Genomic DNA, 25,323 nt, shown 5'->3' with positions numbered 1-25,323 from the left:
GTTTTAATGATTCAGTATAAAGCGCCTATGCGCGACATTCAGTTTTTGATTAACGACGTTTTTGATTTTCAATCTCACTACAAAAATATCCCTGGTGGCGAAGAAGCTTCTCCTGAAATGGTTGATGCGATTCTTGGCGAAGCTGCACGTTTCAGTGAAGAAGTATTGTCTCCGCTTTATCAAGTGGGTGACGAAGGTTGTACCTTCGACAATGGCGAAGTAACCACACCTAAAGGCTTTAAAGAAGCCTACAAGCAGTATGTTGATGGTGGCTGGCAGGGTATGTCTGCTCCAGTGGCTTACGGCGGCCAAGGTTTACCATTGTCATTAGGCGTTGTTAAGTCTGAGATGATGGCGACGGCTAACTGGGTTTGGAACATGTACCCAGGCTTGTCTATGGGTGCTATGAATACTGTGTATATGCACGGTACTGAAGAACAAAAGCAAACATACTTAATTCCAATGACCGAAGGTCGTTGGACCGGCACTATGTGTTTGACAGAACCACAATGTGGTACTGACTTAGGCCAAGTAAAAACCAAAGCGGAATTAAATGCGGATGGTAGCTACAACCTAACCGGCACTAAGATCTTTATTTCGTCTGGTGAACACGATTTCACTGACAATATTGTGCACATCGTATTAGCACGTCTACCAAATGCTCCAGAAGGTACTCGTGGTATTTCTTTGTTTATCGTGCCTAAGTTCAATGTGAATGCTGATGGTTCATTGGGCGAACGCAACCCAGTTACTTGTGGTTCTATCGAACACAAAATGGGTATTCACGGTTCTTCAACCTGTGTGATGAACTTTGATAACGCTAAAGGTTTCTTGATCGGACCTGAAAACAAAGGTTTGCAGTGCATGTTCACGTTCATGAACACGGCACGTATCGGTACCTCTATTCAAGGCGTTGGTGCGGCTGAATTGTCATTCCAAGGTGCATTACCATACGCACGCGATCGTCGTTCTATGCGTTCATTGAGCGGCAAGAAGAGCCCAGATAAAGTAGCTGATGCCATCATCGTTCACCCAGACGTACGTCGTATGCTTCTGACTCAGAAGGCGATTGCAGAAGGCGGTCGTGCCATGTTGTATTACGCTGCCATGCTGGCCGACAAGATGACAGCTGCTCATGATCGTGGTGATACAAAGGGTTATGAAGAGTGGGATGATAAATTAGGTTTCCAAACGCCGATTTTGAAAGCCTTCTTAACCGAACTTGGTTATGAAGCCGCTAACCACGGCGTACAAGTTTACGGTGGTCACGGCTTTATTAAAGAATGGGGCATGGAACAAATTATCCGTGATACTCAGATCGCTAAGTTGTACGAAGGTACAACCGGTGTTCAGGCGCTCGATTTACTGGGCCGTAAAGTATTGATGGGTAAATTGAAGCCATTCAATGATTTCCGTGAAGTGGTTAGTGAGTTTATTATAACTCATGAGAACAAAGCTGAAATGAAGCCATTCATTAAGCAATTGAAGCGTTCTATGTTGGCATGGCGCATCAACACTATGCGTATCGCCTATAAAGCATCGAAAGATCGCGATATGGTTGGTTCTGCGTCGGTTGATTACTTGATGTATTCAGGTTACATCGTGATGGCATTCTTCTGGGCGAAAATGGCTGATGCTGCCTTTACTCAGTTGAAGAGCGGCGGCGATGCTGATTTCTATCGTGCAAAGATCCAGACAGCTGAGTTCTACTACGACCGCATGCTTCCGCGTGCAAAAGGTCACGGTAAAATGATGTTGAAAGATCCGAAGTCTCTGATGCAGATGAAAGACGAACACTTCTCTTTCTAAGCTGTAGTGGAGCAAAAAAATCCGGCTTATAGCCGGATTTTTTTTTGCCTATTATTTTTTAAGCTGTCGTTCTTAAGTATCCATTTGATCAGGAAACAGGGAGAAGCTGTAACGCGTTTCTAGGCGGTTTGGAGATACCAGTTTGCGCGACAACTCACCACGAAAGCGAGAGGTCACTATAAAATGACTGAGGTCGACATGCGGATGTTCAGGCGTCTCTTCAATACCATCAATGAGGTCAAAGGTAGCGACTACAAATGCCATATCATGATCAACACGCAGCTCTAATTCGAATTGACGGCAATTTTCTAGTACCGGTTCTTGTTCAAATAGGTGCTCTAACAGAAACACAACTAACCCAGGGTTCTCATTCATCATCAATGAAAAGGGTAGCTTCGTATTCGTTTGAATATCTTTAAAAGATTCAGATTCTCGTAACCAGCTTTGAATACAAGAGGCCATGTCGATAGCGGTTGTTTGGTCGTTGAGCGAAATATTTAAATATTTTTGGTAGACCGCTAAGCAAGAGGTCGCCTCAATCTCATTTTCTGCCGATAGCTTTTCTAGTTGCTTGAGTAGTAGGCCGTCGAAATGCATTTGGGTGACGCTGCTACTGTCGGCTTCCATACGGTCTAAGCGGGTTTGCAGTTTACGAATGGTGGCGTTAGCGCGCTGTTGCTCGTCATACAACTCCTCGGTGCGCTGTGTGACCTTATTCTCTAATGACACTGCCAATTCTTGAGCCTGACGACTGGCGGTGTGTTCTTTGGTCTTATCGACAATGCAAATCAAAACTTCATGTGGACGGCTTTCATTGTACTGAATGATTTGAAAGGTAATGTCGAAGTAACATTTTTCGTTGCGGAAGTTCACCATAGTGAACTCACCATGAATTCGCGATATACGCCCGTATAAGAGTTGATTGATGCGTTCGCGTTGTTCCGGCCCTTTGATGCCTCGAATAAGATCGCGGAAACGATCCATTGGATGCGCCATTGATTCAAGTTCGGTCTGGGTGGTGGCTAACTGGCGTGCAAAGTGGTTATTGCACGTTAGGCGGTCTTGATTAGGGTAATACTGACAAAAGCCAAGCGCGGCATTGTCGATGGCAACGGATAGTTGTTCTTTGGTGTCTTCCAGTTGCTGCTGCGACTTCTGTCTATCAATCATGTCCAGTTTGAGCGTATTTCTCATTTGATTGATGGCTGCAGCCACCATATCCAGTTCATCGTTGCGTTGTTTGTTACCGGAAAAGGTGAGCTCTTGATCGAGATTTTTTAGGTTGAAGGCGCCGGCCCATTCAGCCATGGTCGACAAGCGTCGGGTGATTAACTGGCGCACCATAAAGAGGACGAATATAGAAACTGAAAATGTTTTGAGAAACTGGCTGACGAGAATGTTAACGGCTTTATGTTTCAAATCATCATAGAGGCCAGAGTAATCAACATTGATGTATAAACTGCCTAACTGATACGACTGAGCTGCACTCTGATGGGTGAGTTCGAAGGAATACTGATGATCCGTACGGGCATAAATATCGCCGGCGCTTTGAATCAGTTTGTTACGACTTTCAATATATACGTAAACAACGCCTGGAAAGTTAAGAATACCGTTGAGCTGAGATTCTATCTGGCGATTATCAAAGTTCCATAGGCTGTAGCTGACACTTTGCTGGTAACTTGACTGGATTTGATTGAGATTGTGGCTTACCTGCGATACGCCGCGTTTATAGTCAGAAAATAAAATAAACGACGATGTCGCCATCGTTACTATAAAACTGAATCCTAAGATGTACGACAACAGCCGCAGGCCGACATGACTGCGTTGAACAAAGTCGTTATCCGGTAAAGAGTGTTTCAAAGCCTCAATATCCCTCTGTTTTCGTAAACGCCTATTGGCCCGATCTAAATATAGGCCATGCTTGGCTATTTTTCTTTTTTTTCATGACTGGAATGGAAAACTTATGCCACATTTGGGTGAATTAGCCAAAATGTGTACTCTAGTTGATCTGGAACACGGTAACTATTGGCTATAAAAGACACATCCTTTATTTCTTGATGTACATCAACGTCGCATTTCATCCAAGTCGTAACCTGCACTCATTCCGTTACTGCACAGACTAAGGAGTGCACTATGAAACTGTTAAAAACCCTGTTAGCCACCGCGATCGTAACCTCTACGATTCCAGCTATGGCGTACGAAGCAGGCGATATTGTGGTGAAGGCAGGGATTATTAATGTTAATCCTAAGTCTGATAGTGGGATTGATGGCGTCACGGTAAAGGATGATACCCAGCTTGGTCTGACAGTGACCTATATGGCTACGCCTAAGATTGGTGTTGAGGTACTCGCTGCCACGCCGTTCAAACACACAGTTGAGGCCGGTGGTGAACGCATTGGTACGGTAAAACACTTACCACCAACGATCTCAGCACTGTATTTTCCATTGTCTGGCGAATCGAAGTTGCAGCCTTACCTTGGCCTTGGTGTGAACCACACGTTTTTCTTTGATGAAGAGGGTGCGGTTGCTCATTTAGGCAAGAGCACAGGCTTAGCCATGACGCTTGGAGCTAACTATGATTTGGGCGACAACATGTTGGCGAGTATCGCGGCGTGGAAAGTTGATATTGACGCTGAGTTAAATGACAGCGGTACTGATGTTGAAATTGATCCAATCGCGATAATGGTATCTTGCGGATATAAGTTTTAAGCTGTTATCCCATCGTTAGATGAAACAAAAACGCCATGCTAAGCATGGCGTTTTTGCTTTAAAAAGTCTGAATCTTTGTTTTAGAACATCTTAGCAACGACACTATCGGGCATTTTTTTCATTAATATCCTGAGGAAGTTCCAAGGCCATGCTGGCACGGTTGCTTCCTTTTTGCGCTTACGAATAGCTTCTGCCATTAATCTTGCGGCTTTCGGTGCTTCGATGACAAACGGAAATCTCTCCATGTTGTCGGCTAAGTCTGTTTTGATAAACCCTGGGTGTATGGTCGTTACTTGAATATTTTTTTTGTGCAGCTCAGTTCGCACTGCCTCAAGGTAATTGCTAAGGGCTGCTTTACTCGCTGAGTAAGCGGCACTGCCCGGAATGCCACGGAAAGCCGAGAACGAAGAAATGCCTACGAGATGTCCGCGATCTTGTTCGCGGAAGATAGCAATCGCGGCGTCAATGGTCGCAATTGCGCCGAGCAAGTTTGTTTGGATAATGCCGACGTCAATATCCAGTTTGCCGTTACCTGTGCGGCGTACACCTGTGACTCCTGCGTTAGCAATCAATACATCGATACTACCTAAGCGTGCGGCTAGGGTCTTTAAAACGGGGGCGACACTTTCTAGATTATTTACATCTAATGTTTCGTAAATAAATTGCTGTGATGGGTAGCGAGCGTGTAATTCAGTGCAAAGTACTTCCATGTTTTCAGCTCGGCGAGCGCATAGTCCAATATCGTAACCACGGCCGGCGTACTCCCATGCTAATGCGGCTCCGATACCTGAAGATGCCCCGGTGATGACGATGCGCTGCGACATGTTAATTCCTCTAACGATAGATGTTGTTATTAGTATGGGGGGATTTTTAGATACCAGTTATAAAGTAAAAAGGGCCAATTGACCATTGCTAGAGATACTGCAGGCGCGATCTTTTACAGCCGCATTTAAATCGTGGATGAACGCCTTAAAAATTAGAGCAGCGGTGCCATTAGGCGGCATATTTTACCAAGAAGCTGTTTGTGCCAACGTGAGTCAACGAGCGTTGGATGAGAGTGCTGGAAATCTTCAAGCAACATGATTTCGATTTTCCTCGCAAAGTCATGATCTTGTACCAAAGCATTTGCTTCAAAATTAATACGTAGAGAACGGTTATCAAGATTGGCACTACCGACACAAGCCCACTCATCGTCGATCAAGGCAACTTTTTGATGCAAGAAACCATCGTCGTAGGTAAAAAACTGGATACCTGAGCGCTTTAATATTTGAACGTACTCTCGTGTTGCTTGAGTTACTAGCCAGCTATCGGATTTACCAGGAAGCAATATGCGAATGTCGACACCTCGTAATGCTGCTAGCTGTAATGCAGAAAATACGGTTTGATCCGGAACAAAATATGGGCTAACAAGCCAACAGCGTTCTTTTGCTTGATGTATTAAATGGGTAAAAAATAAGCTGCCACTTTCGTAAAAATCAGCGGGACCGCTGTTAATGCACATGACCTTTTGCTCGCCAAATACAAACGGCATGTCCCAATTTAATTTTGGTTCGATACCGGTTGCCCAGTGCCAGTCTTCGGTAAACGAAAGTTGAAAGGCTAAGCTCGCAGGCCCTGATATACACATGTGAGTATCGCGCCAGCGCCCAATTTCTTGATTCAATCCCAGGTATTCTTCGCCAATATTATAGCCACCTGTGTATGTTACTTGGCCGTCGATAACGACGATTTTACGATGATTACGAAAGTTTAAATGAGTTCTGTTGCGTAGTTTTATGGGGTTGAAGCGGCTAACTTCTACGCCGCTAGCAATCAGGCGGTGCAAAAACTCGTCGTCTAAACCACCAGAGCCTAGCTCGTCGTATAACAGATAAACGCTTACCCCAGATGCTGCCTTCTCGCACATAACATCAGCAAAACGTTGGCCTACCTGGTCATCGCGGAAGGTATAAAATTGCACGCACAGAGTTTGTTGTGCGCACTGCATGCTGTTCAATATAGCGTTATAGGTTTCGTTGCCCGTGGTCAAAATATCACAGTGATTGCCGTCCAGTTGTCCGATTCTAAAGAGCCTTTCTAACGGCTTTGTTATCGGATTGGTTGGGCATTTGTGTGCGGCTAAGACATTACGGGCTTGGCATTCAGTGGCGCTGATTCGGTCATCGCCATGACGGCGAGCACGACGGTAAGCTTGGAAGCGCCGAGAACCGAAGAAGAGGTAAAAGGGGAGCGAAAGTGCAGGCATTAACAGGAGAGCAAGAACCCAAGCGATCGTTCCTTGTGACGTTCGCCCTTGCCATAGCGCATCGATGGCCGCCAGTATGCCGAAGCTATACAGGAATATTGGCCAGATCCACCATTCGAGTTCTTGCATTATTCTCCCGTTAAGCGATGACCTTTTTACAGACCAACTAAACGCATGAACTCGTCACGCGTAGCTTGATTTTCGCGGAATGCGCCTTTCATGACAGACGTGCGCATCATAGAGTTTTGCTTTTGCACTCCTCGCATCATCATACACATGTGTTGCGCTTCGACAATAACACCGACACCACGACAGCCGGTAATTTCTTCGACTGCTTCGGCGATTTGTTTGGTCATATTTTCTTGGATTTGTAAGCGACGGGCAAACATATCGGTAATACGAGCGAACTTAGATAGGCCTAGTACATTTCCGTTGGGTAGATAACCAATATGGCAACGCCCGATAAATGGCAACATGTGATGTTCGCACAGCGAATAAAATTCAATGCCTTGTACCACGACCATTTCGTCATTATCGCTGGTGAATACGGCATTGTTGACGACTTCATGGAGATTGGTCTCATAGCCGCTTGTTAGAAACTGCATGGCTTTGGCGGCGCGTTTCGGAGTGTCTAGCAAGCCTTCGCGATTTGTATCCTCGCCTAATTCAGAGAGGACCTGTTGGTACAGGGTTTCAAGATTCGACATGTGATTACCGTAGTTAAATTCTATACCTGAGTATTTTACTCAAATTTTAAATACTTATACAAAGAAACTTCTATGTATAAGAAAATTCTTTTACAGAGAGCGGTGCTGCGTGGGAAATTGGGCCCATTTGGCTAAGAAACGTCTCAGCAGCAGTCGGCATTTGCTTGGCGTCTGTCCATAACAGTTGCAATTCACCACTTTTGTTATCGTCTAGTATTACTGGCAATAATTGTTGTACACGTCGCGCGATAGCGTTACCCGAGTCAATCCATTGAATCTTCGGCCATTGTTTTTGTAGTAATGGATTTAACAGGGGGAAGTGTGTACAGCCTAATACTACATGCGTCATGGTAGGAGTGGAGTCGATCCACTTTCCAACATGCTCTATTAGAGCGCTGTTTATGTCATAACCCAGCATAAATTCTTCTGCCAATAACACCAGTTCACTACTGCCAAAGCGATGAACACTGCAACCTGATGCAAATTCTGCGATCAAATCGTCAGTGTAAGTACGATTGATGGTTGCCGGAGTGGCCAATAGCCCTATGTGACCACCAGGTGCGGAATTTGCCGCTACCTTTATTGCAGGGACCACACCAACAACGGGGATAGAGAGTTGCTGCCGCAATGCAGGCAAGGCGATGGTACTGGCGGTATTGCAAGCGATGATCAGTAGATCTGGTTGCAGTACTTCTACCGCACTGCGGCAGACGTTCACTATGCGGCGCAGCAGCACATCATCCGGCTGTACGCCGTATGGGAATGCTGCGTTATCCATCAGGTAAGAAAGCGCTAAGTTCGGAAGTAATTGTCGAACTTCTTGCAAAATACTGAGGCCGCCGACACCAGAGTCGAAAATGAGAACCGTATGTTTCATTGCACTGCAAAAAAATGAAAGGCGGCAGTTTAGCAAAGAAATGCAAATCTTTCCCCAGCCCGAGCGAAATGACAGCAAGCATCTATACTCTTTTCAACTTGATAGGAGCTGTAAGCGAGTGGAACTAAAGGAATTACTGGAGAATGCCCGCCGTAATGAAGCCTTGTTACAGCGTTTACAGGCATTCGAACTGCAATTGTTATCCGCCCAGTCTTGGTTAGATTTTCTGACGCTGTTACTCGAAGCCTTACCGTCTCAATTCGAATTGGATGCCGTTACCCTGAAGGTCTGTGACCCCGAAGGCGTTCTCAAGGCTTCTATGCTCCAATCTCTCGATTTAGAACAAGGTACTTTACTGAATCAAATTGAATTTAAAGCATGCTTGCCTATGGTCAAAGCGGAACCGATTGCACCGCCACCACCATGGCGAACTGGATTGGGCTTACCCTTAATTCGAAATGGCGAATATCTAGGGCAATTGTGCTTGTACTCATCAAACTCCGATCGTTTTCAGAATGGCATGGCAACTGACTTTATGCAGCACTTGGCGGCGGTGATCGCTGCTTGCTTAATCATGGTGAAGCAGTCTGAAGAGCAATCGCGTTTGGCACTAACCGATCCGCTTACCGCTACGGAAAATCGTCGTGGTTTTGAGCGCAGTTATCAACGCGAATGGTCGCGCGGGCAGCGTCAATATCATGTGTTCGCGATGGTATTGCTGGATATTGATCATTTTAAAAAGGTGAATGATATTCATGGTCATGGCACCGGCGATCGAGTATTGAGACAGCTCTGTAAGACATTGAAAGGCGTTATGCGCCCAACGGATCATATTGGGCGCTTAGGTGGTGAAGAATTTGCCTTATTGTTACCAGGCTGTCAGCCGGATCAGTTAGAAATGGTGGCTGCGCGTATACAGCAAGCGATCCGCGATATGGATGTGCGTAATGATGACGGTAAGCAGGTGCCGATTACCTCATCTGGCAGTTATTTGTCAGTTACTCCGCGCCCTCATCAAAACTTGGGTTTAGCGGATTTGTTAGACCATTTAGACGGATATCTATATCAAGCGAAGGGGAAGGGAAGGGACTGCTTCATTCATGCTGCCGATTGAATTGGATCCGCTCTTACTCAAAAAATAAGAGCGGGATCTATTAATTAATCACGCAACTTTTTATCATCGCGGTAATCAGTCGGAAATTTACTCTGGCTTAAACGTCAGGGTAAAGGTCACTGGCACGACTTCAGAAATGCGCTCTAATCCAGCCATCTCCCGTAATTTTTGAATGCCAGCAACCAAATCAAATTGATTAGCTTGGATTAGAATTGGCAAGGCGCTGCTAACAACAACAGAGCCATCCGCTACGGGTGAAATAAATACAGGCAATTGGATTGGCACTTCTTTACCGTGTAGCGATAGTAGGCCGGACAAATCTAAACTTTCTAATGAACCTACGTTCGCTTTGCTCATCATGTCTGCTGGTATTTGCGCAGTAAACGTCGCGGTTGCAAATTTTGGCGTTTCAAATAAAAACTCCTGCATGCGTTCGTTTCTAATCGGTATGCCTGTTTCGACACTGGTGAGATCAACGATCAAGGTTGCTTTTCCATCGTTGGTGACGCTACCCGTTAGGTGCTTAAACTCATGCACTTCTGTTTTATGAGTATTTTTCGTCGATAAGAAATGTATATGCGATGGCTCTGACAACTGCCAATCAGCACTGGCTGCCATCGAAACCAATAGAGTAGAAGCCATTAACAATGAGCGCATAATATCGTCCTCCAGAACGGGGTTATTGCAAAAGTGTCACTTGCGGAAAAGAGTAACTGCTAAGCCAACGGAACTCTCGCTCTATCGCCGCTTTATGTTGTTCTTCTAGCCTAAGACGACGGCTATCCAGTGCAAATTGCTCTTTTCTCGATAGTTCTTTGTACGCTTGTAAAATTGGCATGTCACGCGTTGCATCATAATGATTACGAATCATGTGTAGTTCTTCGCGTGCCCATACCTCGGCATCAAGGCCGTGCAATAAATAATGGGTACGTAAAACGCCTTCAGTAATTTCACATTGACCAGCAATCACGGCACGGGCAATAAAACGAATATCGCCAACCAATTCTTCTTGGTGTTGGCGAAGGTGTAATTCACCTGCGGCTTCTTCATCTTGCTGTGCTTGCTTCATGGCGCTGACTTGACGTGTCAGACGCCATGCATAGAGGGATAGGCCAGCAATGATAGTAACGGCCAGCACCAAAAATACGAGGGTGGTGGTTGTCATAGTGGTAGCTCCTGCAGAAGGGCGATCATGATAACGCGTCGTTCTATAAATGCCCAAGTGTTCTCAGTGCATCACTTGCGGTCATGAAAATCTGTCCCGGCTGCAACTGAGTGAGCAGATTGGTTTTCCCCAGTTGATCCATAACGGGACCTTTGAATTCCGCGAAGTGGAGTTGGATGCCTTGACCTCGTAATTGTTCCAATATTCGTTCGAGCGATTCAAAACCGCAAAAGTCGATGTAATTAATGGCACTGCCGACAATGATCACGTGTTTCACCGATGACTTCGGAGAAATGCGGTCATAGATGTAGTTTTCTAAGTACTGGCTATTGGCAAAATATAGATTTTCATCAATACGGACGATGAGTAATTCTGGACTCGTTTCTACTTGGTGGCGCTCGATACTGCGTAAACGCTCGGAGTCACCTAAGCGCCCAATTTCGACCACGTGGGGTTTACTCGTGCGGCGCAAGTATAGAATTAAAGAAATTCCTATACCGATGACAATTCCTGTTTCGGCTCCCCATATCAGAACCCCCATAAACGTTAGCAGCCAAATGAGACCGTCACTGTATTGAAAGCGCCACGCGCGCCAGCCATCTTGCCAGCGAATTAAAGACCAAACGGCGATGGTGTTAATGGCTGCTAGAACAGCGTGCGGAAGAGTCACAAAGAGATGGCTGGCGAATAGACAAACAAAAATAACACTAATGAGAGTGACGAGTCCTGCGACTTGACTACGGGCTCCAGCGCTCATGTTCACCATGCTGCGGCCAAAACTGCCAGAGATGGGGTAGGCCTGAGATATCGCTGCGCTTAAGTTGGCAACACCCAAGGCCAATAGTTCTTGATTAGGTGAAATTCTGTGACTTTGCTGCATTGCCATCGCGCCGGCGATCGAGATGTTCTCAAGGTACGCAATAAGAGCAATCACAAAAGCAGGAGCGATTAAGCTGCGCCAATCGACGTCACTGAAGGCGGGGATTTGCAACGACGGCAGCCCTGCGGGAATATCACCGACAGTCGATATCGGTAAGTCCGCAACTTGAGTCAGTAATATACCGACCACCACAATGATTAAAGGCCCTGATTTAGTCACGAAAGGCAAAATGATTGCGGACATTTTCCAGCGCGACATTATTTTGGGTACATAACCTTGCCAAAATATCAGAACAAGAATTGATGCCACGCTCATCATTAAAGCCATCGGCACCGCCTCATGCCAATGTTCTAAGGTATATGCAATCGGAAACCAGCTGCCGCCACCATGAGGAATATCAATACCCGTGAAGTACTTTAGTTGATTGATAATAATGACGATGGCCGCAGCACTGGTAAAACCCGATATGACCGAGTGACTCATAAAAGAAGTCCAACTACCCAAACCAACCGCAAAAAATACTAATAGCCAAATTCCTGTTAATCCCGCCAAGACGGTCGCATGTGCTGCGAATTCAGCAGTACCTGCTGCTGCGAAAGGTAAGAGGGCGTCTAACGTCATGAGAGAAACAATGGCGACTGGGCCAATAGCGAGGGTTGGGCTGGTACCTAAAAAAGCATAAACGGCTAGCGGTAGAAGTGAGGCGTATAGCCCGGCTACGGGGGGCAGTCCAGCCAGCAGGGCATAGGCAATACTCTGGGGGATCAGCAGAATAGTCACAATTAAACCAGCGGTTATATCTGCCGGTAGCCATTGGCGCTGATAGCCACGCAAGGTATTTGAGAACTTCATGCGCTGGCATCTCCATGCTCTGGTTCGCAGTAAAGTTGATTTAACAATTGAATGATTCGGCTTACTTTATCATCACACAGACGGTAGTAAATGCACTGCGCCTGACGGCGAGTAGTGACTAGCTTTTGGCCGCGTAACCAAGCGAGATGTTGAGATAGGGCTGATTGGCTTAGAGGCAGGGTGCGGCTTAATTCGCTAACCGCTACTTCGCCATCGCGTAAACTGCATAAAATACTGAGGCGGTGCTCATTGGCCATCGCTTTGAGGAGTTGTATAACCGCTTCGCGATTAACAGAATTAGTCTCATCTGTTAGTGAATGGGTCGTAGCTACCATAATGCCTCCTCAAAAAGTGGCGATACTGGTATTAACTCATTACGGGTGTTAACACCAAGCAAGTTAACAGAGTGTATATTAAATATTGCTAAATAAGAATATTCTAATTTAGTAATTTTTATGGCAAGGTAATCATCTGTCTATTGCTCGAAGCTAACAAAGGGGCCGGTAATGAAGGTTGATATTCGCACTTACTTTCACGACGACACGTCGACGTTCACGCATTTGTTAATAGATACAGCGACGTCTTATGCCGCGGTAATCGATCCTGTGCTCGGCTTTGATCAAAAATCAGGGCGCACAGATACTGAGTTCTTAGATGAGATCTTGGGAGATATTCAGCGGCTGCAATTGACCTTGCTGTACATCATGGAAACCCATGCCCATGCGGATCATTTGACTGGCGCTATGTACCTGCGGGAGAAAACCAGTGCAGAGATTGTCATCGGATCCGCAATTACCGAAGTTCAGAGTATATTTAAGCGAGTTTTCAATGAAGGCGAGGCATTGGCAACCGATGGTTCGCAGTTCGATCGACTATTGCGGTCTGGTGATACTTTAGTATTGGGTGAAAGTGAAATTGGTATCATTGCAACCCCAGGACATACGCCAGCTTGCGTGAGTTATACCGTTAACGACTCTGATGTTTTTGTTGGTGATACACTTTTTCCACCGGATGTAGGCACGGCACGCTGTGATTTTCCGGGCGGAGATGCAGGTACTTTATTTGATTCAACTCGAACACTTTTAGCCTTGAGGGATGACGTTGTTTTGCATCTGTGTCATGACTATCCACCGGAACCTCGGGACATTATAAGTTGTGTGACGGTAAAGCAGCAGCGAGCCGAGAACATTCATGTGCACGACGGTATTAGCCGTGAGTCTTTCATCGAAATGCGCAATCAAAGGGACAGTGGCCTAGAGATGCCGCGCTTAATATTACCGTCCTTGCAGGTGAATATTCGTGCTGGCGCATTCCCAGAGGCAGAGGCAAACGGCGTCAGTTATTTGAAGATCCCTCTAAATGCACTCTAAAAACCTGTTAACTCTGTGTTTTTACAGCAAATATGGTGATTTCTAGGCGTTTTCCCTCTGGCATTTTTTAATTTATCCGTTAGGCTAAATTCAGTTACATAAAAAGGAATAAGCCATGCTGGTGAATAACCGTTGGGTGAGGGCGTCTGGAAGCCTGCAAGATAAGCCCATCAGTATCCAGTTTCGCGAAGATTGGCAGCTTGCCATGAATAGCGAAAAGTATTCGATCTGCGTGCAGATCGCTTGGCATGCTTCAAGTATTGACGATAGCACCGGTTTCCCCGGTATTGCTGAACAAGCCAGAATCGTCGAGTTCACCGAACTTCTGCAAACGCGTTTAGAGCTTGGCGAAACTGCGGTTTTGGCCATGATGATTACCCATGACGGTATTAACCAATGGATAATATACAGCTCTGATCTAGAAAAATTGCAGGCTGGCTTAGATACTATCCCGACCAATAATGGCTTGTATCCCATCGAGGTCGTCGCTGATGACGACCCAGAGTGGAATACTTTTACTCAGGTTTATCAGCGGATTCAGCCAGAAGCAACAGTCTAGCCGCTTCGATTACGGCGAGTTCTTGTTCAACCATAACGGGCGTTTCCAGCGTGATGCGTCCGATTTTTCCCGCCCGTAGTTCATGCAGTACTAATTCGGATGCTTTGTGCAAATCAGTGACGCCACCAGGGCGTAGGCATCCTCGTTTAGCACCAATTTGTTGTAGCCCTTCGTCGCCGGTTGCGGGTATTGCTTTTAATTTATATCTTTCTTGCAGCTCTTTGCCGTAATGATTTAGCAAAAAGCCAACTGCAAACGTTGCGACATCAATGTATTCGATAGCGGTGTCTTTAACCGCTCCGCTAGCGGCAAGACGGTATCCGCTCAGTTCATTTTCAAATTTTGGCCACAGAATCCCCGGAGTATCCGACAAAATAATGCCATTTTTGAGATCGATCATTTGATTGGCTTTGGTCACGGCGGGTTCATTGCCGGTGCGCGCGATGTAACGTCCTGCCAACGCATTGATCAAAGTAGATTTTCCAACGTTCGGGATACCCATAATCATGACGCGAATCGACTGTTTCTTTTCGCTGCGTTTAGCGCCAATCTGTTTGCATAGGGTTATCAGTTTTTTAACCTGACTACGATCTTCTGCGACTAACGGCATTGCTTGGATGTTGTGTTGCTGATTGTAGTAATCCACCCAAGCTTGGGTGACAAGGGGATCGGCTAGATCGGCTTTATTCAATAGCTTGATACAAGCCTTGTCTTTGCACAATTCTTCGACAAATGGATTGGTGCTTGAAAAGGGTAGGCGTGCATCGACCACCTCGATAATAAGGTCAATGTCTGGCATTGCCTCGGTGATCTTGCGGCGGGCTTTGTTCATGTGCCCAGGAAACCATTGAATGGCCATAGTGACGCTTTCCATTTGACGAACGAGTGAAAGGGCGGCACATTGTAAAGCATGACCCACTAAGAGCAACTGCCTTGGGTCAGAGAGTGACACAGATTCGTCATGAACGACGTGTACTCTTACGGGATGGCAAGTGCCCGTATGAAGTGTTTGGGATTGGAGACAACAGATGGATGTCTTACCTGAAGATTTTGCACAAACTGCCAGAAAGCAAGGGAGACAAGCTTCAGCAACGGTTTCTGGCCGTCGCCGAGCGGGCTTTCTTGTTGGCAATAAGTTTGTCTTTTCAGATCAATACGAAATTCTCTGGATGCAAGCTGGGCCAGGTGAATTTCGCGAATTGCGTCTTTGGCGTAAATAAGTAGCGAAACATTGCTACACATTAAGCCGGCAGCGAGATTTCGCCGCCTGCTTTTCAATTGAGGTTTGCTATTAATTAGCGAGCACAGAGGCTTCTTGCGCTTCGTTTTCCTCAACGGCGTCTTCGTCGTTTGTTTCAGCTTCTAGGTCTGTCTGCATTTCTAAGGTCGCTGAAACCGTGTCGATAGCGGTCGTTTCTGATACTTGAGCAGTGCCCTCAAAACTACCTTCAAACTCACCGGTGTCGTTTTCGTTGACTTGGTCGGTTGCCGCTATTGTGTCGGCTTCAGATTTTTTAGCTTCAGTAGTAACGTCCACTTTCTTTAGTGGTTTTTTCTCTAGTTTTTCTTTTTGACGTTCTATTTTGCTGAATTGGCGGTCGTGAGCCGTCCATACACCGGTGCGTATAGGTACATCACGGATACCATTCTCTTCAGCAATTTCTTCTGCAATCGATTTCGCGGCTTCGTCTGCATCGCGCGCCATCAATTTGCGCTCGCCGGGTTCAATGCGACTCAACAGATCGACAAGTGCGCTCGATAACACCTCTTGCGCGACCTGATCACGGCTTTTCTGAAAACGACGGGCGATAACACCTAGCATGGCTAGATCATTGGCATCGAGGCGCAAGCCGAGTTCTGCCAATGTCATTTCTTGTTCGCGTTTAGCGCGTTCTTCTTCGTAATAGCGGTCGATGAGGGAATGAGTATTGGGTGTGTCGATATCTTGCATAGGTCGTATCCGCGCTAATTGAATAGCCGCGTACTGTAGCGATAATTCGTGTTGGTGTGCAACCTCAAGGGAGTGGTTTATAGTAACGGTCAGATTTTTTACACACTTGTTCTGTTATCGGGGCAAGGATAATGGCGGTTTATAGGAGGCGGCTAGATGAATACCGTACAAAGTACTATCGAGCGTAAGCTAGGTGCACTGACCCCCTTACATGTTGAAGTCATAAATGAAAGCCATATGCACTCTGGGCCAGCGACCGATTCTCATTTTAAACTTGTGGTTGTGTCTGCCGCGTTTGAAGGGATTAGAGCGGTTGCTCGTCACCAGCGTGTTTACCAGATATTGGCAGAAGAATTGGCTGGAGAGGTACACGCTTTAGCATTACACCTTTATACTCCTAACGAATGGCAGGTAACGAATAGCGTTCCTGCATCTCCTAACTGTAAGGGTGGTAGTCTCGTTGATTAAATTTCTGCAGGGAAGCGTGTTGGTGGTGTTAAGCGCGCTGTCGTTCTCGGTAGTTGCAGCTGATGATTGGAATGAAGCAACCTACGATGAAGAGGACGACATTCGAGTCTACACTCGTCATGTCGAGGGTTCAGATACCTTGGCGTTTAAAGCCATTACCTATGTGTCTGGGAGTCTAACAGCGGGGGTTGCCTTGCTTCAGGATGCACCAAGAACCAAGGATTGGGTTTTTAATTGCAAAATCATGGAAGAGATTGAGTTAATCTCCGACACCCAAGGCATATACTACATGATCACTAATATGCCTTGGCCCGTAAAAGATCGCGATAGCATTACTGAAACTCGGGTTAGCCAAGATCAAGAATCCTTGGTGGTGCGGGTCGATATGAAGGCACGTAACGATGTGTTTCCATCCAATGACGATTTTATTCGCATCCGAGAAATGAACGGTTATTGGCTATTTACACCGAAAGAAGGCAATCAAATTGAAGTTATATACGAAGCGCACGCTGATCCTGGCGGCGGTTTGCCGTCTTGGTTGGTCAATAGTTTTTTGGTAGATGCGCCTTTAAATACGCTGCGCGGTTTTCGCCAGTTAATCGGCGAAGAGATTTATCAAAAGGCCAACCGAGCATTTATTCGCGAAGCTAAATAGCTATCAAATAAACAACAATCGCCCTTGGCGAGGGACTTTTGTTGTTTTATTCGGTTATTTTTGGCCTTCTTTATCTTGAATGTCACAATTGTCATAATCCTGTAACAATTCCAGCGTACCGTTCGGCCAGTCCAATCAAGGTAGTTTCTGATGATGACCCAACGTCTGCGCTTTGCATTTTCTGCTGTTTTTCATTTCTGTGCCTCAATGGCGATTATTCTTGCTCCAGCTACCAACGCTGAAGAACTGAGTTCGTCACTTTTTGCGGCAGTACCAACTTATGATGATGTCCAACTGTTTCGTATTGACGGTTCTAATACGATTGGGGCTGAGTTAGCACCGCGTTTAGTAAAAGCCTGGATGGAGGCTCGCGGTACAGATAAAGCCGAAATTCGTACAACAGACATTGAAAATGAGGTTGATATTATCGGCTATCACGCGGCGACCAATAGTCGTCTAACAGTGCACGTCGCCGCTCATGGTTCTGGAACAGGGTTTTCCGCATTACGTGACGGTGTTGCACAAATTGCAGCAGCTTCCCGCCCTGTAAAGAGCAAAGAAGAAGCACTATTTCCAGGGTTAAATTTAACGAGCCTTGATAGCGAGCATATTATTGGTATCGATGGATTGGCAGTGATTGTTCACCCTCGTAATCCGCTCAATCGATTAAGCGTGCAGCAAATAGAACGTATTTTTAGTGGTGTTGTAACCGATTGGGCTGACGTTGGCGGAACTCCGGGCAAAATAGAAGTACTGGCTCGTGACAATAAATCAGGCACTTGGGATAGTTTCAAATCTATGGTGCTGGGCAAGTCGGAATTGCTGACAACGGCCCGCCGTTTTGAATCCAACTCTGAGCTTTCCGCAGCCGTTGCTAATAACACCAACGCCATCGGTTTTGTCGGCCTATCGTCCGTTAACAACAGCAAAGCCTTGGCGGTTTCTGATGGACAAGTGAAAGCCTTATCGCCCAATCAATTGACGGTTGCAACAGAGGACTACGCTTTGTCGCGACGGTTATTTATGTATACACAAGGTGTATCTGATAATACCTATGTGCGAGATTTTCTAAATTTTGCATTGGCGAATGAAGGGCAGCGTTTAGTTGCTGATACCGGATTTGTCTCGCAGGAACTGCATGCCGTAATACCAGAAAACTATGATGAGCTTCCAGCCGACTTCCGCGAATTGACATCGGGTGCCCAGCGTTTATCGATTAATTTTCGTTTTATGGAAGGTAGTGCTCAGCTAGATAATAAAGCACAGCGAGATCTAGATAGATTGGCGGCGTATTTAAAACAGCAGCCTAATGGTGAAGTCGTATTGGTTGGTTTTGGTGATACACGTAAAACTGAATCACGCTCGCAACTATTGTCGAAGCTACGAGCTATGGCTGTTCGACGTGAACTGGTGCGTCAAGGTATCTACCCTGATAAAACTGTCGGATTTGGTGATGAGCTTCCAGTCGCAGCGATTCAAGGCAATGACGGTCGAGTGAAAAACCGTCGAGTTGAAGTCTGGCTGCGTAATGGATACGAAGCTGTAGAGCCGAGTGCTTTAATTGCAGACGAAAGCCAAGCTGCCCGATAAAGCATTATGAATAAAAAGCCCCGTTGAAACGATATTTCAGCGGGGCTTTTTTATGTTCTGATATTTGTATTTAATTCAGCGGGTTAGTTACTTATTTGCACCATTTAGCTGCAAATACAGTTCAATAATACTCACTGGAATGTTGGCACACATCTGGTCGGACAGTTCAGAGTCTTCGTCGATATCGGCCATTTCAGGTTCATCCATGAATAAACCGGATGCGTACATGATCGGGAATAGGAACTGAGCAATCAGTTCTTCATTACTGGCGTACCAAGCTTCTTCTTGCAATAGTACGGCGGACATAAAGCCCATCGCCCAGCTCTCTAGTGGTGGTTCGCCGTCATCGTCCATTAAGCTAAGATCGGTTGGTACTGGGAAGTCCTGTCCTGAATCCAGCCAAGCTTGGATTTCTTTGCTCAGTTTCACCATTAAAGCGGTCACTGTGGCTTTGTTTGCCGGTGTGAAACTGGTGGTTTCGTCGAAAGCGCAATCCCAAACGTCTTGCACGTCGAATTCAACTGGGCCGGTAAGTAGGGCGGTGATAAAGCCATGAACGGCAAAGAAGTCGAAGCTGTCGTTACGATCAGCTTCATCTTCCAGCAAGTTACCTAAGGTTTCGAGTTCTTCTTCCGATAAGGCTGGGATACTATTCAGGTCAGTCATACAATACTCCAAAGTTTGCGCAATCCTAACAGGCTTATGAATCAGCGGAAATCCTACAAGCGTGAAATGTGGCTCGAAGTTGCAGGTGAGTCAGTACGCGTGCTGATTTCGGCATCGGCGCGTAAGACCATGCGTCTGCAAATTACCGAAGAGGGTGCGGTGGATGTACGCGTGCCTTTGCACTGCAATCAAGGCGATGTCTTAGCCTTCGTTAATGCCAATCATAGCTGGTTAAAAGAGCGACGCGACATTGCTAGCGAGCGATTACAGCAACGTGAAGGCAAGGTCGTGATCTTGGGTAAGGAGAGAGTGATTACCCCCAGTGCGTTAGACTCCTTCTTAGTAACCGATCAGTTGGTCTGGGTTCCGGAAGGTTGGGATACGGCTAAAGTTGATAAAGCAGTGGATCGTTGGTTACGTGCGGAAGGTCGCTTGATATTTGAGCAATTGATTGATCAATGGTGGCCTTTTTTCAGCAATTTCAATGTCCGCCGTCCAACCCTGCGCATCAAGAAAATGCGAACTCGGTGGGGCAGCTTATCAACCCGTGGCTATATCAACCTGAATTTGGCGCTGATGCAGTTACCGCTAGACTTAATTGAATTGGTCGTTGTTCATGAGCTTTGTCATCTTAAACATTTTGATCATGGTCCCGGTTTTCGTCGGTTAATGACAGAGTGTTTACCTGATTGGCAGCAGCGCGATAAGCAGTTAAACCACTTATCGCAAAATGTGCTCTAGCCGTTTAGCGATTAGCCACTGCCATATTGATCCATAACTGCGAATACCAATAGAAACGGCCGGGTTGGCTGCGACTAGGTGCTGTGCAGTTATAACGACTTCTGCCAGCGGTAATCGCATTTTGGGCTTGTACCGTTAGGCTTAATAGTTGATTTTTTTCTTGGCGTCGAACGGCTACTTCACCCTCACCGCTGGCGTAACACTGTACGAGATTTGGCGTAATATCATCGCGATTGAATGAGAGTGAAAGTACCGGCGGATTATTTTCTTGCAATATCGGATTTAAAACCTGCTCGGCAGGCACAGGTAAAGCTAAGGAGTGCAGCTTGGTACGTAAGGTATCGATACCCGCGTAAACACCAGACGCAGGGTAGCGCGGTAGTATCTGCGCATGGCTGGTGCTACCAATTGCGCCGCTCTGTTGACCAAAAGCGATGTAATTATTGTCTTTTAACCATTCCGCTATGGCTAAATTGTACTCGCCGTATGGGTAAGCAAATAATCGCGGACTATGACCAATTTCACTTTTTATGCGCTGCTCTGCTTGGCCAATCTGCTGAGTTAGCCAGTCGTTATTATCCATTCCTTGAGGCGGTTCTAGTAAGTAAGGATGCCCAACGCTGTGATTAGCGATACGCACTCCGTGGCGGTCTAGTTCACGTAACTGATCCCATGACATCGCCACGGTATGACCTTCATCAACCGCTTGAGTGTTAACAAAAACGGTAAACGGCCATTGGCGTTCTTTAAGTAGCGGCCAGGCATTTTCATAAATTGATAAATAAGCGTCATCAAAAGTGATCGCGACGGCGCGCTCCGGTAATTTTTCTCCAGCGAGCACAGTACGGACAGCATCATTCAAGTCGACGACTGTCATATTTTCTTGCTCAAGCAAGGCCATATGCTTGGCAAATCCATCTGGACTGATACTCGTCACCGCTGGGCTGTCGTTAGCGATATGGTGATACTGTAAAACAACGAGGTCAGCTTGTGTGCCGACGGAAAATCCCAATAGCGTAATGGTAAAAACCAAAGTCCATAGAGAGGTCAATAGATATTTCATCATTCTAGACCTTAAAATTGCAGTTTTAACCGCTGATAGGCGGCAGTAATTTCGCGGAAGCTAGCATCATCACCACCGCGATCCGGATGATGTTGCATGGCTAGGCGGCGGTATTGTAAACGTATTTCTTGGTTACTCACGGGCTCAGATAGTTCCAACAGGGCTAAATCTTGATCACGATGACCGGGTTCAAGCATGAGCAACCAAAAGCTGGATAGTAAGTTTTCGACGCCTTGGCGATCAGTACTGAGATTATTGATATCTAGATAGTAAGCCGCTAATGGATCTGCGCTCGTTAGAGGAGTGTTCGCAGTTGGCTCACCTGATCTTTTTTCGGCGTTGTCTGCCTGCGGCCAAGGTTCTAATACTATGTTCAATGCACTGATGTTGAGTATACCTGCTTTCGCGTTTATCAAGCGTTCACGCAACTGATAAAGCCAATGCATCAGCATAAAATGCGTTTGGAAGAGTGTTAGGTTATCGCTCATCGCATCCTTGCGGAAAACGCTCTGCTCGGGCTGCTGCAGCCAGCGGATGATGTCATATTCGCTGTAAGAGGAACCATCGGCCAAACAGCACGCCAGCAAGTCGAGCATAGGCTCGCTATCCAGCGCCTCAGTAGGCGACAAGTTAAGAAGAGGGCCTGAGGCCGATATAAGGCTAGTCATGGCGCTAAGCTTAGCACAGAGGGCAGGTCGGTTGTGTTCAGGGACTAATCAGGCTCAGTGTCATCGAGCAAGCGGCGAGCGAAACCCGGCAGTCTATGGCGAATACGTGATAATTTATCTGAAATTTTACGAAAGCGGCTGCGCAGTGCTTTAAGCTTGCGTTGCAGGGCCGGCCAAGCGCTCACCATCAATGACAAGCCGAGTATGATCATGATTAGCCCTAGAGGAACAGGCATGGGCATAACAATTAAACCAGCGATAACAAGTAAGATACCGAAAACCAGATTAACACTGCGCTTCATCATGTAGAGTGATTCACCAAAATATTGAGAATAGCCAATCGCCGCAATGACGCTGACACGCAAACATTGCGGAACCATGACAATGCGGTATGGCGCCGAATAAAAATAGATAAAACTAGGAAGATCATGAGCGATAGTGAAAAAACATTACCTAATCGTAGCGACTTAATAACCCCTGAAGGAGAACAGGCGCTACGCGACGAATACGATTTTCTATGGCGCAAAGAACGTCCAAAAGTGACGCAAGAGGTATCAGATGCGGCAAAATTGGGTGATCGATCTGAAAATGCTGAATATATTTATGGCAAACGCCGTTTACGTCAAATTGATAGCCGCGTTCGGTTTTTATTAAAGCGTATTGAACATGTCACTGTAGTCGATCGTATACCTGCCGATACAAGTAAGGTGTTTTTTGGTGCGTGGATCGAGCTAGAAGATTTGAATGGTGAGTTATACCGTTATCGTATAGTGGGTGCCGACGAAATCGATTTGCCGCGTGGGTATATCAGTATCGATGCACCGTTAGCACGCGGCTTAATGGGTAAGTCACTCGACGATGAAGTGGTGGTTACATTGCCTAAAGGTAAGGTTAGTTATGACGTGGTCAGTGTTACCTATCAACGCCCTGATTGGGACACAGGGCCAAGTGCTGCCGGTCAACCAGCTTGGGTTAAATAGCCGTCCTGATATTGTTGAGTATTAGCATGCACGGCAAAGCGAAAAGGACTCTGCTAGTCTGCATAGAGGAGGATGTACTAATGACCCTACAATTATTGGATCTAACCAAGCAAGTAATATTGGCTGCCAGTATAAGCCTTGCGCCAGCTTTGCTACATGGTGCAGATGCAGATGTTCAAGACGCAAAAATTGCTGAGGTTATGGCACCAACCGATATTACAGAATCCTACGTCATGCCTGTTTGGGTCGATCAGGTTCAGCGTGTTTGCCCTTGGCGTTCTAATGCTGGCGAGGGGTATATCCGATTGATTCGAAGTGAGCACGACGGCCGCCATGGAATTATTTTGCAGTGGATCCGCAAAGGTATCGCTGGCGCTCCGACGCAAGCGATATCAACGATTGCGGTTACTGAACTTGATACTACGTACCAAGTACGAGTGAAAATGCCAGAACCAGAATTGTCAGACTATGCTTGTTACTTAACGGCGATGGGCGAAGATATGATGACAGAGCAGCGCTATAAATTTGATTGGATACTCAAAGGTCCAGGCGAATACGAATTTCATGCGACGCATATGTTAAACGGCGGAATGTAAAAAGGCCGAGAACCCCCTCAGCCTTTTGCGATACTTTGATTCCTAGTATTGCCGTTTAGTCGATCTGTACGACATCCAAACGGGTAAATAAATGCCCTTTATCTTGTTGGTCTTGTAGGTTGTTGAAGTCCCATAATTGGCGGTCACCTAACTGAGAGGGAGCAATATTGCAAATTGCCGAGAAGATATTCTCGCTACGCCCCGGCTGTTCACGCTCCCACTGTTGTAGCATCATCTTGATGTTTTGACGCTGCAAGTTTTCCTGAGAACCACATAAGTTGCATGGAATAATCGGAAACTCTTTCGCATTAGAATAGGCTTCGATGTCTGTCTCTTTGCAATACGCCAGAGGACGGATCAATACATGCTTCTTATCATCGCTAAGTAGCTTAGGTGGCATCGACTTAAGTTTGCCGCCGTGAAACATGTTTAAGAATAACGTTTCGATGATGTCGTCTCGATGATGACCAAGAGCGATTTTGTTGGCACCGATTGACTCTGCAAAGCCGTACAAGGTGCCACGGCGCAGGCGAGAACATAGGCTACAGGTAGTTTTACCTTCTGGAATGATTTCTTTCACCACACTGTAGGTATCTTTTTCCACGATATGGAAGGGTACCCCAATTTGGCTTAGGTATTCGGGCAATACATGCTCAGGGAAGCCAGGTTGCTTTTGATCCATGTTGACCGCTATGAGCTCAAAATTAACAGGTGCGCTTTTTTGCAGACCCATCAAAATATCGAGCATAGTGTACGAATCTTTGCCTCCAGACAGACAAACCATCACACGATCACCTTCTTCGATCATGCAATAGTCTTCAATCGCTTTGCCGACATTACGACGTAAGCGCTTTTGAAGTTTGTTGAATTCTAGTTTTTCTTTGCGGTCATCGACGGATTCGATCATTGGCTCACCCCACTGATTGGCGTGCGCTTTATATCAAAATGACGGCATGAGAGGAACCCTAAGCAGGCTAGAAGACAGCTTAAGCACAGTTGTTACTGGCTAGACGGCTGCACAGACAAGATTAAGCGGCAGCCACTTTCATCGGGCGAATTAGCTCTTTGTACCTTGCTATAAAATCGGCGATGCTCAGATCGTCGCGGGGGTGATAGTATTGCTTCCATAGCTCCGCAAGCAATTCAGGCGTCGGATTATCTGGAAGTACAAATTCGGGGTGACGTAGATACGCTAAAAGTGCAATGGCAGTAGCGTAACTTAGATTAGTGGTGAGTTCGGCATGTGGATGAGTAAGAAAATCATGCTGACTGGCTAGGCCACGCACTTTACTCGCTAGCTCAGGCTGATGTCCTAGGTAGTCATCCCAAATATGGCGATGAGTTAAACCATGCATCTGGTAGACCCCAGAGGTACGCTGCCCCTCGGCTTTTAAAAAGGAGCCGAGTTCAGATTCAACGGCGGCTGTGGCAAGTAATAACGCCTCCGCACCAGCACTTTGAACGCCTAAACGTTGTAATGTTGGCTGAATAATACAGCGTTTAAAGTCTTCTGCAGCTATTCCCATTAGGGGGCTCCTAAGTACGCACCGTTAAACGTGTGGTGCTGTTTATACAGTATGTAGGACAAATTCAATTAATCTGCTTTGCCTTGTGCGAATAACGTCATTTTTTGGACATATTTGCGATTAAACTCACAT

29 protein-coding genes are annotated in these 25,323 nt (G+C 46.2%); 12 read left to right on the top strand and 17 right to left on the bottom strand.

Annotated elements, in window-relative coordinates:
* Positions 1-6 precede the first annotated feature (6 nt).
* Positions 7-1,809, top strand: a complete 1,803-nt coding sequence (locus TOL_RS09820; protein ID WP_015487166.1) for an acyl-CoA dehydrogenase C-terminal domain-containing protein — start codon at positions 7-9, stop codon at positions 1,807-1,809.
* Positions 1,810-1,881: 72 nt separating this feature from the next.
* Here the strand turns inward: TOL_RS09820 and TOL_RS09815 are convergent, their stop codons facing one another.
* Positions 1,882-3,669 (bottom strand): HAMP domain-containing protein, encoded by a 1,788-nt coding sequence (locus TOL_RS09815; RefSeq protein WP_144055356.1) that lies wholly within the window; start codon positions 3,667-3,669, stop codon positions 1,882-1,884.
* 273 nt (positions 3,670-3,942) lie between these two features.
* Between TOL_RS09815 and TOL_RS09810 the strand changes: the two genes are divergently transcribed.
* Entirely contained in the window at positions 3,943-4,518 is a 576-nt protein-coding gene (locus tag TOL_RS09810; protein ID WP_015487164.1) for an OmpW/AlkL family protein, read from the top strand.
* 80 nt (positions 4,519-4,598) lie between these two features.
* On the opposite strand, the gene TOL_RS09805 is transcribed toward TOL_RS09810, so the two are convergent.
* The 4 genes from TOL_RS09805 to murI all read right to left on the bottom strand — a co-directional run bounded on the left by TOL_RS09805 (position 4,599) and on the right by murI (position 8,347).
* The gene (locus TOL_RS09805) at positions 4,599-5,342 is read right to left on the bottom strand and encodes an SDR family oxidoreductase (RefSeq protein ID WP_015487163.1); all 744 of its coding nucleotides are present in this window, start codon (positions 5,340-5,342) and stop codon (positions 4,599-4,601) included.
* 152 nt (positions 5,343-5,494) lie between these two features.
* Positions 5,495-6,892 carry a cardiolipin synthase gene (gene cls / locus TOL_RS09800; RefSeq protein ID WP_015487162.1) on the bottom strand — a complete coding sequence of 466 codons (1,398 nt, stop codon included), beginning with the start codon at positions 6,890-6,892 and terminating at the stop codon, positions 5,495-5,497.
* A 26-nt stretch (positions 6,893-6,918) separates the two neighbouring features.
* Positions 6,919-7,470: a GTP cyclohydrolase I FolE gene (folE, locus tag TOL_RS09795; RefSeq protein ID WP_015487161.1), complete on the bottom strand. Its 552-nt coding sequence runs from the start codon at positions 7,468-7,470 to the stop codon at positions 6,919-6,921.
* 70 nt (positions 7,471-7,540) lie between these two features.
* Positions 7,541-8,347, bottom strand: coding sequence for a glutamate racemase (gene murI / locus TOL_RS09790; RefSeq protein WP_015487160.1), 807 nt, complete (start codon positions 8,345-8,347; stop codon positions 7,541-7,543).
* A gap of 118 nt (positions 8,348-8,465) precedes the next feature.
* On the opposite strand from murI, the gene TOL_RS19430 reads away from it, so the two are divergent.
* Positions 8,466-9,461 carry a DUF484 family protein gene (locus TOL_RS19430; protein WP_015487159.1) on the top strand — a complete coding sequence of 332 codons (996 nt, stop codon included), beginning with the start codon at positions 8,466-8,468 and terminating at the stop codon, positions 9,459-9,461.
* 87 nt (positions 9,462-9,548) lie between these two features.
* Here TOL_RS19430 and TOL_RS09780 read toward each other — a convergent pair whose 3' ends face one another.
* The 4 genes from TOL_RS09780 to TOL_RS09765 are packed head-to-tail and all read right to left on the bottom strand — an operon-like array spanning position 9,549 to position 12,693.
* Positions 9,549-10,118: a YceI family protein gene (locus TOL_RS09780; RefSeq protein WP_015487158.1), complete on the bottom strand. Its 570-nt coding sequence runs from the start codon at positions 10,116-10,118 to the stop codon at positions 9,549-9,551.
* Between the two features lie 22 nt (positions 10,119-10,140).
* Positions 10,141-10,626 carry a DUF2489 domain-containing protein gene (locus TOL_RS18355; protein ID WP_015487157.1) on the bottom strand — a complete coding sequence of 162 codons (486 nt, stop codon included), beginning with the start codon at positions 10,624-10,626 and terminating at the stop codon, positions 10,141-10,143.
* A 43-nt stretch (positions 10,627-10,669) separates the two neighbouring features.
* Positions 10,670-12,358 (bottom strand): SulP family inorganic anion transporter, encoded by a 1,689-nt coding sequence (locus TOL_RS09770; protein WP_015487156.1) that lies wholly within the window; start codon positions 12,356-12,358, stop codon positions 10,670-10,672.
* Positions 12,355-12,693 (bottom strand): ArsR/SmtB family transcription factor, encoded by a 339-nt coding sequence (locus tag TOL_RS09765; protein ID WP_015487155.1) that lies wholly within the window; start codon positions 12,691-12,693, stop codon positions 12,355-12,357. The genes TOL_RS09770 and TOL_RS09765 overlap by 4 nt, the downstream gene beginning before the upstream one ends.
* Positions 12,694-12,864: 171 nt before the next feature.
* Here TOL_RS09765 and TOL_RS09760 point away from each other — a divergent pair, with 171 nt between their 5' ends.
* Together TOL_RS09760 and TOL_RS09755 are read left to right on the top strand one after the other, a co-directional pair.
* Entirely contained in the window at positions 12,865-13,728 is an 864-nt protein-coding gene (locus tag TOL_RS09760) for an MBL fold metallo-hydrolase (protein ID WP_015487154.1), read from the top strand.
* Between the two features lie 115 nt (positions 13,729-13,843).
* A complete protein-coding gene (locus TOL_RS09755) occupies positions 13,844-14,287 on the top strand; it encodes a DUF695 domain-containing protein (protein WP_015487153.1) in 444 nt (147 codons plus the stop codon).
* Here TOL_RS09755 and ylqF read toward each other — a convergent pair.
* A complete protein-coding gene (gene ylqF / locus TOL_RS09750) occupies positions 14,244-15,146 on the bottom strand; it encodes a ribosome biogenesis GTPase YlqF (RefSeq protein ID WP_015487152.1) in 903 nt (300 codons plus the stop codon). The genes TOL_RS09755 and ylqF overlap by 44 nt on opposite strands.
* 169 nt (positions 15,147-15,315) lie before the next feature.
* Between ylqF and TOL_RS09745 the strand changes: the two genes are divergently transcribed.
* Positions 15,316-15,507: a hypothetical protein gene (locus TOL_RS09745; protein WP_015487151.1), complete on the top strand. Its 192-nt coding sequence runs from the start codon at positions 15,316-15,318 to the stop codon at positions 15,505-15,507.
* 71 nt (positions 15,508-15,578) lie between these two features.
* On the opposite strand, the gene TOL_RS09740 is transcribed toward TOL_RS09745, so the two are convergent.
* Positions 15,579-16,238, bottom strand: a complete 660-nt coding sequence (locus TOL_RS09740) for a hypothetical protein (protein ID WP_015487150.1) — start codon at positions 16,236-16,238, stop codon at positions 15,579-15,581.
* 156 nt (positions 16,239-16,394) lie between these two features.
* On the opposite strand from TOL_RS09740, the gene TOL_RS09735 reads away from it, so the two are divergent.
* The 3 genes from TOL_RS09735 (at position 16,395) to TOL_RS09725 (ending at position 18,951) form a co-directional block, all read left to right on the top strand.
* Positions 16,395-16,706: a BolA family protein gene (locus TOL_RS09735; RefSeq protein WP_015487149.1), complete on the top strand. Its 312-nt coding sequence runs from the start codon at positions 16,395-16,397 to the stop codon at positions 16,704-16,706.
* Positions 16,699-17,361, top strand: a complete 663-nt coding sequence (locus TOL_RS09730; protein ID WP_041588467.1) for an START domain-containing protein — start codon at positions 16,699-16,701, stop codon at positions 17,359-17,361. Before TOL_RS09735 ends, TOL_RS09730 begins: the two co-directional genes overlap by 8 nt.
* 150 nt (positions 17,362-17,511) lie before the next feature.
* Entirely contained in the window at positions 17,512-18,951 is a 1,440-nt protein-coding gene (locus TOL_RS09725; RefSeq protein WP_015487147.1) for a substrate-binding domain-containing protein, read from the top strand.
* Between the two features lie 87 nt (positions 18,952-19,038).
* Here TOL_RS09725 and TOL_RS09720 read toward each other — a convergent pair whose 3' ends face one another.
* Positions 19,039-19,617 carry a YecA/YgfB family protein gene (locus TOL_RS09720; protein WP_015487146.1) on the bottom strand — a complete coding sequence of 193 codons (579 nt, stop codon included), beginning with the start codon at positions 19,615-19,617 and terminating at the stop codon, positions 19,039-19,041.
* Positions 19,618-19,653: 36 nt separating this feature from the next.
* Here TOL_RS09720 and TOL_RS09715 point away from each other — a divergent pair, with 36 nt between their 5' ends.
* Entirely contained in the window at positions 19,654-20,358 is a 705-nt protein-coding gene (locus TOL_RS09715; RefSeq protein WP_015487145.1) for a M48 family metallopeptidase, read from the top strand.
* Positions 20,359-20,362: 4 nt separating this feature from the next.
* Here the strand turns inward: TOL_RS09715 and TOL_RS09710 are convergent, their stop codons facing one another.
* From TOL_RS09710 to TOL_RS09700, 3 genes are read right to left on the bottom strand one after another with little or no spacing between them, the layout of a single operon-like run.
* Entirely contained in the window at positions 20,363-21,424 is a 1,062-nt protein-coding gene (locus TOL_RS09710) for a polysaccharide deacetylase family protein (RefSeq protein ID WP_041588466.1), read from the bottom strand.
* Positions 21,425-21,432: 8 nt separating this feature from the next.
* Positions 21,433-22,089, bottom strand: a complete 657-nt coding sequence (locus TOL_RS09705; RefSeq protein ID WP_015487143.1) for a DNA-J related domain-containing protein — start codon at positions 22,087-22,089, stop codon at positions 21,433-21,435.
* Positions 22,090-22,133: 44 nt separating this feature from the next.
* Complete coding sequence (locus TOL_RS09700) at positions 22,134-22,469, bottom strand: PGPGW domain-containing protein (RefSeq protein ID WP_015487142.1); 336 nt, start codon at positions 22,467-22,469, stop codon at positions 22,134-22,136.
* A 48-nt stretch (positions 22,470-22,517) separates the two neighbouring features.
* On the opposite strand from TOL_RS09700, the gene greB reads away from it, so the two are divergent.
* Entirely contained in the window at positions 22,518-23,069 is a 552-nt protein-coding gene (gene greB, locus TOL_RS09695) for a transcription elongation factor GreB (protein WP_015487141.1), read from the top strand.
* 80 nt (positions 23,070-23,149) lie between these two features.
* Positions 23,150-23,665 carry a hypothetical protein gene (locus TOL_RS09690; RefSeq protein WP_015487140.1) on the top strand — a complete coding sequence of 172 codons (516 nt, stop codon included), beginning with the start codon at positions 23,150-23,152 and terminating at the stop codon, positions 23,663-23,665.
* 55 nt (positions 23,666-23,720) lie between these two features.
* On the opposite strand, the gene ttcA is transcribed toward TOL_RS09690, so the two are convergent.
* Together ttcA and TOL_RS09680 are read right to left on the bottom strand one after the other, a co-directional pair.
* Entirely contained in the window at positions 23,721-24,572 is an 852-nt protein-coding gene (gene ttcA, locus TOL_RS09685; protein ID WP_015487139.1) for a tRNA 2-thiocytidine(32) synthetase TtcA, read from the bottom strand.
* A 121-nt stretch (positions 24,573-24,693) separates the two neighbouring features.
* A complete protein-coding gene (locus TOL_RS09680; protein WP_015487138.1) occupies positions 24,694-25,191 on the bottom strand; it encodes a hypothetical protein in 498 nt (165 codons plus the stop codon).
* Positions 25,192-25,323 lie beyond the last annotated feature (132 nt).

The sequence above is a fragment of the Thalassolituus oleivorans MIL-1 genome (genome assembly GCF_000355675.1).
GTDB lineage: Bacteria > Pseudomonadota > Gammaproteobacteria > Pseudomonadales > Oceanobacteraceae > Thalassolituus > Thalassolituus oleivorans.
The sequence above is the reverse complement of the archived record's forward strand: the minus strand, read 5'-3'. Positions and strand labels throughout refer to the sequence as shown.